The following is a 13,460-nucleotide window of genomic DNA, read 5'->3' as shown; positions in this document are numbered from 1 at the left end:
CGGGATCGTTAGACAGGTTGGCGTGCGACTTGCTTCGTCTCGTCGCCCATGGCGGGCGTTTCCTCCCTTCGACTTGCGGCCCTGCCCGATTTCGGGTGGGGCCTTTTCTTATCGGGCGAGCCCGCAGGCGGCCCGATCCGTCTCTGCGGCGCCGCGGCCACACTGCCGCGAAGCCGTGCTGCGACGGTGCTGCGCGGCACTCCGTCAAACCCCCGGCGCTTGCCTAGCGCCCGGCGCGACCGATATGCCGGATGCGGGTGGAGGGGGGACCGCCGCATCGGTTCTCCGCCCGAACGAGATTTGAGGACACCGCTGAATGCGACTGGTTCCGGAACGATCCCTGCACGCCGTCCGCCGCTGTGGGCTGTCTGCGCTGGCGCTGCTGGTGCTCGCCGCCGGCCCCGCCTACGCCCAGCGCGACGACCAGGGCCTCCAACTCGGCTGTGCGAACGACTATTTCCGCCTCTGCGCCGGCGTCGATCCGAACAGCCCGGACGCGGAGAAGTGCATGACGCGCAACCGCAAGCGCCTGTCGCCCGAGTGCCGTTCGGCGATCGGCGATTACGACAAGCGCACGGGCAGCAAGTCGCTGTCCGACGATTGAGCCGGCATCCGGACGCAATGCGCGTCGCGGACGAGGGGCGTTTCGGATGGGCCTGACCGTCGCCGTTCAGATGGACCCGATCCAGAACATCCGGATCGCGGGTGACACGACCTTCGCCCTGCTGCTGGAGGCCCAGCGGCGGGGACACACGCTCGTGTACTACACGCCGGACCGGCTCTCGATGCAGGGCCGCCGGGTGACGGCCCGGGTCGAGCGGTTGACCGTCCAGGACGTCGAGGGGGCGCATTTCACCCTGGCGCCGCCGGAGCGGATCGACCTCGCCGAGGCGGACGTGGTGCTGATGCGCCAGGATCCGCCCTTCGACATGGCCTACATCACGGCCACCCACATGCTGGAGCGGATCCATCCGGAGACGCTCGTGGTGAACGACCCCTTCGAGGTGCGCAACGCGCCCGAGAAGCTGTTCGTCCTCGACTTTCCCGAGCTGATGCCGCCGACCCTGATCAGCCGCGACAAGGCGGAGATCGAGGCGTTCCGGCTGGAGCACGGCACGGTGGCGATGAAGCCGCTGCACGGGCATGGCGGCGCCGCCGTGTTCAAGGTGACCGAGAAGGATCCGAATTTCGGCTCGATGTTCGATCTGTTCGCCACCACCTTCCGGGAGGCCTGGGTGATCCAGCGCTATCTCGACCGGGTGACCGAGGGCGACAAGCGCATCATCCTGGTGGACGGCGTCGCGATGGGCGCGGTCAACCGCGTGCCGGCGGCCAACGACATCCGCTCCAACATGGTCCGGGGCGGCGCCGCCTCCGCCTCCGAGCTGACCGAGCGCGAGCGCGAGATCTGCGCCACGATCGGCCCGGAACTGGCGCGCCGGGGGTTGATCCTCGTGGGGATCGACGTGATCGACGGCCATCTGACCGAGATCAACGTCACCTCCCCCACCGGCATCCGGGCGATCCGGCGGCTCGGCGGCCCGGACCTCTCCGTGGCGGTCTGGGACGCGATCGAGGCGCGGATCGCGGCGCGCAAGGGCGTGTGATCGCGCCCTCTCACGTCTCCGCCTTCGGCGTGGCGCTGAGTTCGGCCCAGTCGAACTCCTCCTCCAGCAGGTAATAGGCGTCGTCGCCGATCCGGCCGCCGCGGCGCAGGGTCAGCACCGCATCGCGGGCCGCCTCGACGGCCCGGCGCCGGGCGGCATCGGCCGGCAGGCTTTCCGGGGCGCGGCCCTCCTCGTGCTCCTCGGCCTCCGCGAGCGCCGCGCGGAACTCGGCCCGCAGGGCGTCGGTCGCCGGCTCGTCCTCGGCCTCCGCGAGCGAGTCGAGGGCGGCCTTGTAGGCGGCCGCCCGGGCGCGCCCCGTCTCGCGCCCCACGGGATCGTCGTCCTCCAGCTTCAGATGCGCCAGCAGCGGCCGCAGGGTCAGGCCCTGCACCACGAGCGTGCCCAGCACGGTGACGAAGGCCGCAACCACGACGAGATCCCGGCGCGGGAATTCGGCGGGCAGCGCCAGGGCGGCGGCCACGGTCACGATGCCGCGCATCCCCGCCCAGGAGAGCGCGAGGCCCGGTCCGAGCCGCGCCCGGGCACCCGCCTGCCGCAGGCCGAAACCGCGCAGGCCGGTGGTCGGCATCACCCAGGCGAGCCGGGTCACCACGACGGTCGCGAAGGTGGCGGCCGCGAGAATCAAGGCCTGCCACGCATCCGCGCCGGACAGCCGCTCCTGGATCGGGCCGATCTGGATGCCGATCAGCACGAAGGCCAGGACGTTGAGCACGAACACCGCCGTGTCCCAGACCGCGTAGGAGATCACCCGGGCGCGGGGCGCCGTGACTCCCGGGGCCTTGCGCGCGACCGTGACCGCGAAGGCCACGATCGTCAGGACGCCGGACAATTCCAGCCGCTCCGCCGCCAGCCAGATCCCGAACGCGACCACGAACTGCATCACGATGGCGCTCGCCGGGTCGGTGACGCGCCGGGTCAGGGCGACGAAGAGCAGGCCGAGGCCGGGTCCGACCAGGAGGCTCGCGACGACGCCGAGCAGGAAGGCCGGCGCCACCTCGGCCGGGTGGAAGCTGCCCGCCATCGCGGCGGCGACGGCGAGCCGGTAGATCAGCAGCGAGGCGGCGTCGTTCAGCAGGCTCTCGCCGCGCAGGATCGTGGCGAGCCGGTGGGGCATCGGGGCGTGCTTGAGCACCGCCAAAGCCGCCACCGCGTCGGGGGGCGCCACCACCGCGCCGAGGACGATGCAGGCGGAAAACGGCATGTCGGGCACGATCAGGCGGGCCACGATCGCGACCGCGAGCGTCGTCACCACGACCGCACCGACCGCGAGCCCGAGGATCGGGCGCCAGTTCACCTTCATGTCCCGCACCGAGGCGTCGAAGCCGGCATCGAGCAGGACGGGGGCCAGGAACAGCGCGAGGGCGAGTTCGGGATCGAGCCGCAGGTTCGGTACGCCCGGCACGAAGGCGAGGCCGATGCCGCCGAGCGCCAGGAAGGCCGGGTACGGTGCCCCCAGCCGCCGTGCCAGCCCCGCCAACAGGACGGCACCGAACAGCACGCCCACAACCCACTCGAAGATCAGCATCCTGTTGAAAGACCCGGCGTGCGGCGACCGTTCCAGTCCACGGCCCGGCGGAATGGGTGCCCCGCGCGCGCGTCCCGTTGCGGACCGGCTTTGCAGACGGCGCCGGCTCGCCTAACCCTGCAACTGGCACACCACAGGATCCCCGATGCCCGAGACCCCCGTCTTCACCGCCGCCGCCGTCGCCGCGCCCCACAGCCTCGCCGCCCAGGCGGGCCAGACCGTGCTCGCCCAGGGCGGCAACGCGATCGAGGCGATGGTGGCGATGGCCGCCTCCATCGCGGTGGTCTACCCGCATATGAACGGGATCGGGGGCGACGGCTTCTGGCTGGTGCGCGAGCGCGGCGGCCGGGTGCGCGGCATCGAGGCCTGCGGCCCGGCCGGGCGCCTCGCCACGATCCGGCGCTACCGCGAGAAGGGTTTTGACGCGATCCCCGCGCGCGGCCCCGACGCGATGGTGACGGTGGCCGGCGCGGTCGGCGGCTGGCGCCTCGCCCTGGAGCTGGCGCGGGCGCTGGGCAGCCGCCTGCCCCTGGAGACGCTGCTGGCGGATTCCATCAAGCAGGCGCGGGAGGGCGTGCCGGTCTCGCCCTCCGAGGCGCGCTACGTGCCCCAGGAACTCGACACGCTCCACGACGCCCCGAATTTTTCAAAAACCTTCCTGAAGGACGGAAAGCCCTACCCGGAAGGCGAGATCCGCGCCCTGCCCCGGCTCGCCGCCACCCTGGAGCAGCTCGCCCATGCGGGCCTCGGCGACTTCTACCGCGGCGATATCGGCCGGGAGATCGCCGCCGATCTGGAACGCCTCGGCGCGCCGGTGACCCGGGCGGATCTCGAAGCCTTCGCGGCGGCCGAGCGGGCGCCCCTGTCGATCCGCCGCCGCGACGCGACACTCTACAATTTCCCGCCCCCGACCCAGGGGCTCGCGGCGCTGCTGATCCTCGGCATCTTCGACCGTCTGAATGTCGCCGAGCCCGAGACCACCGCCCATTACCACGGGCTGATCGAGGCGACGAAGCGGGCCTTCGCGATCCGCGACCGGGTGGTGACCGACTTCGACCGCCTGCGGCACGACCCGGCCGCCTTCCTGACGCCGGACCGCCTCGCCCGGGAAGCCGCCCTCGTCGACATGGGCCGCGCCGCCCGGGTGCCCCTGCCCGATCCCGGCCATGGCGACACCGTCTGGATGGGGGCGATCGATGGGGACGGTCTCGCGGTCTCCTACATCCAGTCGGTCTATTGGGAGTACGGCTCCGGGACCGTGCTGCCGGCCACCGGCATCTGCTGGCAGAACCGGGGCATGTCGTTCTCCCTCGACCCGAAGGCCGTGAACCCGCTGGAGCCGGGACGGCGCCCGTTCCACACCCTGATCCCGGCGCTCGCGGCCTTCGACGACGGACGGGTGATGAGCTACGGCAGCATGGGCGGCGACGGCCAGCCGCAATTCCAGGCGCAGATCTTCACCCGCTACGCCGATTACGGGCGGTCGGTGGCGGATGCGGTCGACGCCCCGCGCCTCCTCTACGGGCGGACCTGGGGGGCGCCCTCGCTCAGCGTGAAGGTGGAGGACCGGTTCGATCCGGCCTGCATCGCGGCCCTCGGCCGCCTGGGCCACGAAATCGAGGAGCTGGGCGGGTCCTATATCGACTCGCTCGGCCATGCGGGGATGCTGGTGCGCCATCCGCGCGACGGGCGGATCGAGGCCACGCACGATCCGCGCTCGGATGGCGGCGCGCTGGGGCTCTGAGAGAAGGACAGGAGCCGCTTCGCGGCACGTCCTGTGCTGGTTCCCGGATCAGGTTCCGCTGTCGCTTCACCCGTCCGGGAAGGGCGGTTCAGGATCAAGCGCCCCCTTTCCCGGGCGCATGCAGCGCCAGCGGAATGCGTCCCGGGACCCAGCACACGAAGGGCCGCGAAGCGGCTCGAAGCCGAACCGCGGACGCCGCTCACGCAGCCTGAACGAGCCAGCACGCCGCGCGCAGATGCACCGTTCCACCCTCCGCGTGCCGGCGCAGGGCCTCCGTCACCGCCGCCTCGGCCCGCGCCTGGAGGTCCGGTTCGGCCTCACGGACGAGGTGAGAGGTCGGGCCGAGGTTCAGCGCCACATGAGCCGCCGCCTCGGCGGCGGCGGCATCGGTGTCGCCCCGGCCGAGGGCGACATCCCGGTCGACCGCCTCACAGGTGACGGTCTCGAACCCGGCGCCCCGCAGCAGCACGCTCAGCGCGTCCCCATCGGCGAAGCGGAACGGTCCCGGCGTATCGGGCGCCGGGGGCGGGGGCACCTCCGGCAGGAGCGGCATCACGGCCTCGCGCGGCACCTGCACCCACAGGTTCTCGGGGAGCGCCCGCCAGCACAGGAAGGTCAGCTGTCCGCCCGGCCGCAGCATGCGGCGGATGTTGGCGAAGGCGCGCCGCGAATCGGGAAAGAACATCACGCCGAAGCGGGACAGAGCCGCGTCGAAGCTGCCGAGATCGGCCCGCTCCACGTCGGCCTCCACGAAGGTGACCGGGGCGCCACCGGAGGCTTCGCTGCCGACGCGAGCCCGGGCGACCGCGAGGAGCGGCGCCGAGATATCCGCGCCGGTAACGCTGCCGGCCGCCGCGACCCGGCGCGCGGCCTCGACGGTCGTCGCGCCCGAGCCGCAGCCGATATCGAGCACCCGAGTCCCGGATTTCAGCCCCGCGCGGTCGAACAGGGCGTCGGTCAGCGGCGCGAACACGGCGTCGAGCACCGCCTGATTGCGGGCCCAGCGCGTGCCGACCTCGCCGTTCCAGTACTCGGCCTGGGTGATGCCGCCCGCCATGGCCCGATCCCCTCAGGCCGTGGTGGCGGCGACCGACAGCTCGGGCTTGTGGTTGAGCGTCTGAAACACCACGCAGTAGCGCTCGGTGAGCTTCAGGAGCTGCGCCAGTTTCTCCGCCGACGCATCCGTATCGAGCTGGAAGAACAGGCGGATGTTGCGGAAGCCGACCGGCGCCTCCTTGTCGACGCCGAGCGTCCCGCGAAAGTCGAGATCGCCCTCGGCGCTGACCGTGCCGGCCCGCAGCGGGATCTCTAGCGCCGTCGCCACCGCCTTGAGCGTGACGCCTGCGCAGGCGACCAGCGCCTCGAGCAGCATGTCGCCCGAGCACAGTTCCATCCCCGAGCCGCCCGTCGCCGGGTGAAGACCGGCTTCCGCGATCGCCCGGCCGGTCTCGACCTTGCAGGCGATCTTGGTGTCGTCGAGGGTGCCCTTCGCCTTCAGGGTGATTACCGCCGCGTCCGGATTCGACCGGTACTTGTCCTTGATCGGAGCCTGGAGGGTTCGCAGCGCGGTGGCGTCCATGGCGTCGTCCTCTCGATGATTGCGTCCCGATCTCGGGCGCGCCGGATCGGGTTTTCGCTGCGTGAAACACGTCAGACCAGCGGTATAGGGGCGGGTCGGGCGGACGGAAAGCGCGCCGCGCTCAACCGATGAGGGCCGCCAAGGCTTCAGCGAGGCCATCGACCTGCGCCGCGTCGTGCGCCGCCGAGAAGGCGACCCGTAGCCGCGCGGTCCCGGCCGGCACGGTCGGCGGGCGGATCGCCACCACGAGGTACCCTTCCGCCTCCAAGGCCGCCGAGATGTCGAGCGCCCGTTGCGCCTCGCCGACCAGCACCGGCACGACGGCGCTCTCGGCCTCGGGCAGGCCCAGGCGGGCGGTGAAGCGCCGGGCGAGGGCGAGGGGCCGGGCACGCCGCTCCGGCTCTTCTTCCAGGATTGCCAGCGCCTCCAGGGCGGCGGCGGCCGAAGCCGGCGGCAGGCCCGTCGTGTAGACGAAGCTGCGGGCGCGGCTCACCATCAGGTCGATCACAGGCCGCGAGGCGCAGAGATAGCCGCCATAGGAGCCCAGCGCCTTCGACAGGGTGCCCATCTCCAGGGGCGCCCGCGGCCCGTCCTCGACCACGCCGATCCCGTGGGCATCGTCCACCAGCGTCCAGGCATCGTGCGCCTCGGCGACCGCCAGGATGTCGGCCAGCGGCGCCCGGTCGCCGTCCATGCTGAAGACCCGCTCGGTCAGCACCAGGGTGCGGCCGTGCCGGGCGCGGTGCGCCGCGAGCGTCGCCGCGAGGTCGGCCGGGTCGTTGTGGCGAAAGGTCAGCACCCGCGCCCCGGACAGCCGCGCCCCGGCCCACATGCAGGCGTGGGACAGCTCGTCCAGCAGGACGAGATCGCCCCGGCCCGCGAGCGCCGGGGTGATGCCGAGATTGGCGAGATAACCGCTGCCGAAGACGAGCGCCGCCTCCTTGCCCTTGTGCCGTGCGAGCCCATCCTCGAGCGCGCCGAGATAGGGATGGTCGCCGGTCACGAGGCGGGACCCGCCCGCCCCCGCGCCGTAGGACGCCGCCGCCGCCTGGGCGGCCGCGATCACCCGCGGATGGTGCGACAGGCCGAGATAGTCGTTGCAGGAGAACGAGACGAGCGCCCTGCCCCGCCGGGACGCGGCGGCGCCGGCCCCACGCTCGGTCGGCACGAGGCGGCGGCGCAGGCTGCCGGCTTCCAGGGCGTCGAGTTTGGTGCGGGCGAAGGCGTCGAGGCTGTCCATCCGGTGGGGATGAGGCCGCGGGCCGGGCGGGTGTCAAGCCGGTGGGCGACCCGACACCACCGCCCCCTCCAGAGCCGTGCCCGATCGCGTTGCAATCGAGCGCGGCTCTAAGCCTTTGTTTCGACGCGCTCTCTTGCGCCGAACCGGCGGAGAGCGCTCTACGGGGCGATCCGGTGGCTATTGCCGGGCCCGAGGGTTTTCCGATCGTGCCACCGCGTGCCGCGCGTCGCCGTCACGAAGATGAACAGGCCGGCAGCGAGCGCGAGGATCGGGCCCAGCGCCATGAGATAAAGGTCTGACCCGCTCATTCCCGCAGGCTCCCGAGCAGGTACCGTGCTGCGAGATGTAAGACGCCGCCCCGTCACAAGCCGAGCAAGCGCGAACAGCGTCGTCGTCAATGCACCGCGGTCGGCCGAGCCCGGGACGTCGAAGGAGATGGCGGCCAGCGGCGTGATGAAGCCGGCGGCGATCGATGCCAGCGCAGTCCCATTCAGCGCCGTCGCCGGGAGCTTCGTCCGCTCGTTGTGGATCAAGCTGATCGTCGGTTGAGTCGGTCGGGAATCAGGTTTGCCGTGCCGGCACGATAGCGGAGCGACGCCCGCTTGACCCGCCCCATCCCAGCCGCGCATCCCCTCGGCATGACGTTCGATCGTTCCCGCACCCGTCTCTGGCGCCCCTACACCCAGATGCGCCACGCCGCCCCGCCCCTCGAAGCGGTGGCGACGCACGGCAGCCGCATCGTCCTCGCCGACGGCCGCGAACTCGTGGACGGCATCGCCTCCTGGTGGACTGCGGTCCACGGCTACAACCATCCCCACATTGCCGCCGCCGTCGCCGACCAGCTGGCGCGGATGCCTCACGTGATGTTCGGCGGCCTTACCCATGCGCCGGCCGAGCGGCTGGCGGCCCGGCTCGCGGCCCTGCTGCCGGGCGATCTCGACCACGTTTTCTTCAGCGATTCCGGCTCGGTCGCCGTCGAGGTCGCCCTCAAGATGGCCGCCCAGATGTGGCTCAACCGTGGGGTGAGCGGCCGCACGAAGGTGCTCAGCTTCCGCGGCGGCTACCATGGCGACACGATGGGGGCGATGTCGGTCTGCGATCCCGAGGAGGGCATGCACCGCCGCTTCGGCGCCTACCTGCCGACGCAGGTTTTTTGCGAGTTGCCGCGCAGCCGCGCCGACACCGAAGCGCTCGACGCCGCCCTCGCCGCCCATCGGGAAACGCTGGCGGCCGTGATCGTCGAGCCGCTGGTCCAGGGGGCGGGCGGCATGCGCATGCACCCGCCCGAGGTGCTGGCCACCGTGGCAAGCCTCGCCCGCCGCCACGGCCTGCCGCTGATCGCCGACGAGATCTTCACCGGCTTCGGCCGCACCGGCACCCTGTTCGCCTGCGAGCAGGCCGGGATCGTGCCCGACATCCTGTGCCTGTCGAAGGCGCTGACCGGCGGCACCATGGCGCTCGCCGCCACCATCGCCCGCACGGAGGTGTTCGAGGCGTTCTGGTCCGACGATCCCGCGGCCGCGCTGATGCACGGCCCGACCTTCATGGCCAATCCGCTGGCCTGCGCGGCCGCCAATGCCAGCCTCGACCTGTTCGAGACCGAGCCGCGCCTTGCCGAGGCCCGCACCATCGAGGCCCGGCTCGCGGACGGGCTTGAACCCTTGCGCGGCGCGCCCGGTGTCGCGGATGTCCGGGTGCTCGGCGCCATCGGGGCTGTTCAGTTCGCGCAGGCGCCGGATCTTGCCGGCCTCAAGGCCCGGCTGATCGAGCGGGGCGTCTGGGTGCGGCCGTTCGGCGACATCGTGTATCTCACGCCCGCGCTGACCATCGGGGCGGCGGATCTCGATCGGCTGATCGATGGCGTGTCGGCGGTGGTTCAAGGGGCATCCGCGGCGGTCTGAGCGCAGGATGCCGCCACCTGTCAGCACCCGCGGCGTCGGGCTGCAACCCGGAACCGTTTCTGCCGTTGGACCTCAGGCTGAAGACGCGTGCGGCGGCCCTCGCAGCCGGACGTTGCCGGAGGGAGTGCACAGTGGCGAGTGAGCAGACGGGTTCGGGTGGCAATCGGCCGGTGATCCTCATCGTCGAGGACGAGGCCCTGACGATCATGGACCTCGGCGACGTGCTGGAGGAAGGCGGCTACGACACCGTCCAGTGTGCCTCCGCCGAGCGGGCGCTCAGCATACTTCAGGTGCGCCCCGACATCTGCGGGCTCGTGACCGACGTCCAGCTCTCGGGCAAGACGGACGGGTTCGACCTCGCCAGCTCGGTCGCGGAGGCGCGTCCGAACCTGCCGATCCTGATCGTGTCCGGCCGCGCGGCACCCGACCCGGCCCGCATGCCCGAGCATGCCGACTTCATCGCGCGCCCCTGCACCGGCCAGGATATCCTCGATCGCCTCCAACGCCTCATGCACTGCTGAACGGGCGCGGGCGCGAACCCGTCATCTCACCGTCACCGGCCGCAGCCACAGGGTCCTGGGCGGTCGGCGAGGGGAGTGGATCGTGCAGACTCTGGATCTCCCGGCGGCCGCCGGAACAAACGCGGGCGCTCCGGTGGGCGACAAGCAGAAACGTGATCGTCAGGACAGCGAGGCGGCGGCTCAGGAGCTGACGTCCAAGAAGATGCGGCCGCCCGGCGTGCGGAGCGTCGGCTGGGCTCTCGTGCAGGCGGCGCGCCTGCATCGCGCCCGCACGGGCGATCGTCTCGCCAAGCTCGGCCTGTTCGCCGGGCAGGAGCAGGTGGTGCAGGCGCTCGCCAGCGCCGGCACGATGACGATGGGCGATCTCGCCGCCCTGCTCCGGGTGCGGCCGCCCACGGCCTCGAAGACCGTGACCCGGCTCGCCGCCCTCGGCATCGTCGAGCGCCGGGCCGAATCGGGCGACGGCCGCGTGGTCCGGGTCCAACTGACCCCGGCGGGCCTGGCGAAGGCCGAGGCGATCGAGCGGATCCAGGAGGAGGTCGAGGCGGAACTGCTCGACCATCTCGACAAGACCGACCGCCGCCGGCTCCGCAAACTCCTGCGCAAGGCCGCGCGCGGCCTCGCCGAGGCGGCGGGTGCCGCCGGCGAACCCACCGACATCGATGCCGAGATCGAGGCCGAGGTGGACGACGAGGCCGAGGCGCTGCCGACCTGACACGCGACGCACGAACGACGCCGCCCGCATCTCGGCGTCGCGAGCGGGACAGCTTGGCCGCACCGGCAGGATAGCGTGCCGGCCGCCTCGGTGGGTCAGCCGGGGCATCGTACCGCGTCGGGGGCTTCGCGATTCCCGAGCTGGCTTGCAGACGCGGCAGATCCGCGGCCGGTATCGATGCGAGGCGCGCTTCGCCCGCTTGCGGTCGCCGATCCGTCGCGAGGGACGGATCGGCGCAGGCAGAATTTGGCGCGTCACGGTGTTGCAACGATGTAACGTTGCCGATCCGCGTGTGCGACGTGGATGATCTTCGATTGCCTCTCCAGCGCGGAGCTCCAGAATGAAATGATATAACACTCGGTGAATCGTGATGTCTGCGCTGCGTCTGCCCGGTCTGCCTGCCGGAAGCATCCTGTCCTACATCCTCGGCGCGAGCGTGCTGACCGCTCCGGCGGCGCAGGCCCAAGAGGCCGTCACCCTCGACCAGATCAGCGTCACCAGCCCGAGCCCGATCCAGGCGCCGCCGGCGGCGGTCGCGGCCGATGCCGCCGTGCCGATCGGCATCCTTCCGGTGGCGACCAACACGTTCTCGCCTGTCACAGTGGTGACCCAGGAGCAGATCGCCCGCGACCAGCCGCGCACCCTCGGCGACGCCCTGTTCGACCGGCCGGGCATCTCCGGCACGACCTACGCGCCCGGCGCGGCGTCCCGGCCGATCATCCGCGGCCTCGACAACGCCCGGGTGCGGATCCAGGAGAACGGCATCGTCAATGGCGGCGTGTCGGATCTCGGCGAGGATCACGCGGTGCCGGTGAATCCGCTGGTCGCCGACCGGATCGAGGTGATCCGCGGCCCCGCGACCCTGCGCTACGGCTCCGGCGCCATCGGCGGCGTGGTCTCGGCCGACAACAACCGGGTGCCGACCTTCATCCCGGCGAACGGTATCCAGGGTCAGGTGACCAGCGGCTTCTCCAGCGTGGATAACGGCCGGCTCGGCGCCGCCACGGTCGATGCCGGCGGCGACGGCATCGCGGTCCACGCCGACGGGTTCAGGACCGCCAACGACAGCTATGCGATCCCCGGCGGGATCCAGCGCAACTCCTACAACGAATCGCAGGGCGGCGCGGTCGGCATCTCGGCGATCGGCGACCGCGGCTTCGTGGGCATCTCGTTCAGCCATTACGATGCGGTCTACGCGATCCCCGGCGGCGTGGCCGAGCAGGACCGGACCCGCCTCACCCCCAACCAGGACCGCGTCCTGTCGCGCGGCGAGTACCGCCCGCTCGACGGCCCGTTCGAGGTGATCCGCTACTGGGCCGGCTATTCCGTCTACCGCCACAACGAGGTCGGTTTCGGCGAGGATGGGATCGAGGGCGTCCAGGCGATCTTCAAGAACCGCGAGGCGGAAGGGCGCCTGGAACTCCAGCACGTGCCGGTCTTCACGGAACTCGGGAAACTCACCGGCGCGCTCGGCTTCCAGTCGGACCGGCGCGTGATCAACACGCAGCTCGAATCCTTCCTGCCCCAGACCGAGTCGCGCGCCAACGCGGTCTACCTGTTCGAGGAGCTGGAGCTGCGCCCGGGCACGCGACTCCAGGCGGCCGGGCGCTACGAGGTCGACCGGCTGTCGAGCACGGCGGCCCGATTCCCCACCGACTATGTGCCGGTCGACGGGCAGGAGCCGTTCCAGTACGCCCGGACCCGGCGCTTCGCCCCGAAGAGCGCCAGCCTCGGCGCCCTGCAGGACCTTCCCTCCGGCTTCGTGGCGAGCCTGACCGGCTCCTATGTCGAGCGCGGACCGACCGGCTACGAGCTGTTCTCGCAGGGGCCGCACGACGCCACCGCGACCTTCGAGATCGGCAATCCGGACCTCAAGAAGGAGCGCGCCCGCACGGTCGAGGCCAGCATCCGCCGGGCCGAAGGACCGTTCCGCCTCGACGCCACCGGCTATTACACGCGCTACACGGGCTTCATCTACCGCAACTACACGGGGCTCACCTGCGACGACGATTTCGCCTCCTGCGGCATCGGAACCGACAACCGGCAGATCGTCTATCAGCAGCAGAACGCCACCTTCTACGGCACCGAGATCATCGGCCAGTACGACCTCGTTCCGGTGGGCAACGGTTTTGCGGGCATCGAGGGGCAGTTCGACTTCGTCCGCGCCAAGTTCGACGACGGCACCAACGCGCCGCGGATCCCACCCTATCGCCTCGGCGGCGGCGTGTACCTGCGGGCCGATGGCTGGTTCGCCCGGGTGAACCTGCTCCACGCCTTCAGCCACGACGCCACGGCGGTCTACGAGACGCCGACTCCCGGCTATAACGACCTGCGGGCCGAGCTGAGCTACACCAAGGCCGTCGATCCCGCCGTCTACGGCGCGAGCGCGATCACCCTCGGGGTGCAGGGCCGTAACCTCCTGAACGACGCCATCCGCAACGCGACCTCGTTCAAGAAGGACGAGATCCTGCTGCCGGGGCGGACTGTGCGGGTGTTCCTGACGGCGCGGTTCTGAGCAGGTTTGCGTCGGCGGGCCGATGCTTCATCCGCGCAGAGCCTTGGGGCCCCGCAGGGTTCCGCCGCAAAACCGGCGGCCGCGCCTGCGGA

The 13,460-nt window shown here is 71.4% G+C and carries 12 protein-coding genes; 7 read left to right on the top strand and 5 right to left on the bottom strand.

The features are described from left to right. Positions 1–316: 316 nt before the first annotated feature. Both FVE89_RS29145 and gshB read left to right on the top strand, forming a co-directional pair. The gene (locus tag FVE89_RS29145; RefSeq protein WP_161393642.1) at positions 317–604 is read left to right on the top strand and encodes a hypothetical protein; all 288 of its coding nucleotides are present in this window, start codon (positions 317–319) and stop codon (positions 602–604) included. Between the two features lie 46 nt (positions 605–650). Beyond that, positions 651–1,607, top strand: coding sequence for a glutathione synthase (gshB, locus tag FVE89_RS29140; protein WP_161393641.1), 957 nt, complete (start codon positions 651–653; stop codon positions 1,605–1,607). A gap of 10 nt (positions 1,608–1,617) precedes the next feature. Here gshB and FVE89_RS29135 read toward each other — a convergent pair whose 3' ends face one another. Further along, the gene (locus FVE89_RS29135) at positions 1,618–3,153 is read right to left on the bottom strand and encodes a sodium:proton antiporter (protein WP_161393640.1); all 1,536 of its coding nucleotides are present in this window, start codon (positions 3,151–3,153) and stop codon (positions 1,618–1,620) included. Positions 3,154–3,298: 145 nt separating this feature from the next. Between FVE89_RS29135 and FVE89_RS29130 the strand changes: the two genes are divergently transcribed. Continuing rightward, positions 3,299–4,897: a gamma-glutamyltransferase family protein gene (locus FVE89_RS29130; protein WP_161393639.1), complete on the top strand. Its 1,599-nt coding sequence runs from the start codon at positions 3,299–3,301 to the stop codon at positions 4,895–4,897. A gap of 199 nt (positions 4,898–5,096) precedes the next feature. Here FVE89_RS29130 and FVE89_RS29125 read toward each other — a convergent pair whose 3' ends face one another. From FVE89_RS29125 to FVE89_RS29110, 4 genes are all read right to left on the bottom strand, one after another. Beyond that, positions 5,097–5,954, bottom strand: coding sequence for a class I SAM-dependent methyltransferase (locus FVE89_RS29125; protein ID WP_161393638.1), 858 nt, complete (start codon positions 5,952–5,954; stop codon positions 5,097–5,099). 12 nt (positions 5,955–5,966) lie between these two features. Next, complete coding sequence (locus FVE89_RS29120; protein ID WP_161393637.1) at positions 5,967–6,476, bottom strand: OsmC family protein; 510 nt, start codon at positions 6,474–6,476, stop codon at positions 5,967–5,969. Positions 6,477–6,597: 121 nt separating this feature from the next. Continuing rightward, positions 6,598–7,716, bottom strand: coding sequence for an 8-amino-7-oxononanoate synthase (locus FVE89_RS29115; RefSeq protein WP_161393636.1), 1,119 nt, complete (start codon positions 7,714–7,716; stop codon positions 6,598–6,600). Positions 7,717–7,874: 158 nt separating this feature from the next. Continuing rightward, positions 7,875–8,249 carry a hypothetical protein gene (locus tag FVE89_RS29110; protein WP_161393635.1) on the bottom strand — a complete coding sequence of 125 codons (375 nt, stop codon included), beginning with the start codon at positions 8,247–8,249 and terminating at the stop codon, positions 7,875–7,877. A 105-nt stretch (positions 8,250–8,354) separates the two neighbouring features. Here FVE89_RS29110 and FVE89_RS29105 point away from each other — a divergent pair, with 105 nt between their 5' ends. From FVE89_RS29105 to FVE89_RS29090, 4 genes are all read left to right on the top strand, one after another. Beyond that, positions 8,355–9,617, top strand: a complete 1,263-nt coding sequence (locus tag FVE89_RS29105; protein WP_161393634.1) for an adenosylmethionine--8-amino-7-oxononanoate transaminase — start codon at positions 8,355–8,357, stop codon at positions 9,615–9,617. 131 nt (positions 9,618–9,748) lie between these two features. Next, positions 9,749–10,138: a response regulator gene (locus FVE89_RS29100; protein WP_161393633.1), complete on the top strand. Its 390-nt coding sequence runs from the start codon at positions 9,749–9,751 to the stop codon at positions 10,136–10,138. Positions 10,139–10,220: 82 nt separating this feature from the next. Next, positions 10,221–10,853, top strand: coding sequence for a MarR family transcriptional regulator (locus FVE89_RS29095; protein WP_161393632.1), 633 nt, complete (start codon positions 10,221–10,223; stop codon positions 10,851–10,853). 370 nt (positions 10,854–11,223) lie between these two features. Then, on the top strand, positions 11,224–13,368 hold the full coding sequence (locus FVE89_RS29090; protein WP_161393631.1) for a TonB-dependent receptor: 2,145 nt from the start codon (positions 11,224–11,226) through the stop codon (positions 13,366–13,368). Positions 13,369–13,460 lie beyond the last annotated feature (92 nt).

Origin of the sequence: Methylobacterium sp. 2A (genome assembly GCF_009806555.1) — a bacterium.
In the GTDB taxonomy this organism is placed as follows: domain Bacteria; phylum Pseudomonadota; class Alphaproteobacteria; order Rhizobiales; family Beijerinckiaceae; genus Methylobacterium.
Note: the sequence above shows the minus strand (reverse complement) of the source record. Positions and strands in the feature narration are given on the sequence as shown.

Excerpts from the sequence above, each read along its gene's own strand:
- FVE89_RS29145 (WP_161393642.1), top strand. The coding sequence starts at position 317 with ATGCGACTGGTTCCGGAACGATCCCTGCACGCCGTCCGCCGCTGTGGG.
- FVE89_RS29105 (WP_161393634.1), top strand. The coding sequence starts at position 8,355 with ATGACGTTCGATCGTTCCCGCACCCGTCTCTGGCGCCCCTACACCCAG.
- FVE89_RS29120 (WP_161393637.1), bottom strand. The coding sequence starts at position 6,476 with ATGGACGCCACCGCGCTGCGAACCCTCCAGGCTCCGATCAAGGACAAG.
- FVE89_RS29125 (WP_161393638.1), bottom strand. The coding sequence starts at position 5,954 with ATGGCGGGCGGCATCACCCAGGCCGAGTACTGGAACGGCGAGGTCGGC.
- FVE89_RS29130 (WP_161393639.1), top strand. The coding sequence starts at position 3,299 with ATGCCCGAGACCCCCGTCTTCACCGCCGCCGCCGTCGCCGCGCCCCAC.
- FVE89_RS29115 (WP_161393636.1), bottom strand. The coding sequence starts at position 7,716 with ATGGACAGCCTCGACGCCTTCGCCCGCACCAAACTCGACGCCCTGGAA.
- gshB (WP_161393641.1), top strand. The coding sequence starts at position 651 with ATGGGCCTGACCGTCGCCGTTCAGATGGACCCGATCCAGAACATCCGG.
- FVE89_RS29135 (WP_161393640.1), bottom strand. The coding sequence starts at position 3,153 with ATGCTGATCTTCGAGTGGGTTGTGGGCGTGCTGTTCGGTGCCGTCCTG.
- FVE89_RS29090 (WP_161393631.1), top strand. The coding sequence starts at position 11,224 with ATGTCTGCGCTGCGTCTGCCCGGTCTGCCTGCCGGAAGCATCCTGTCC.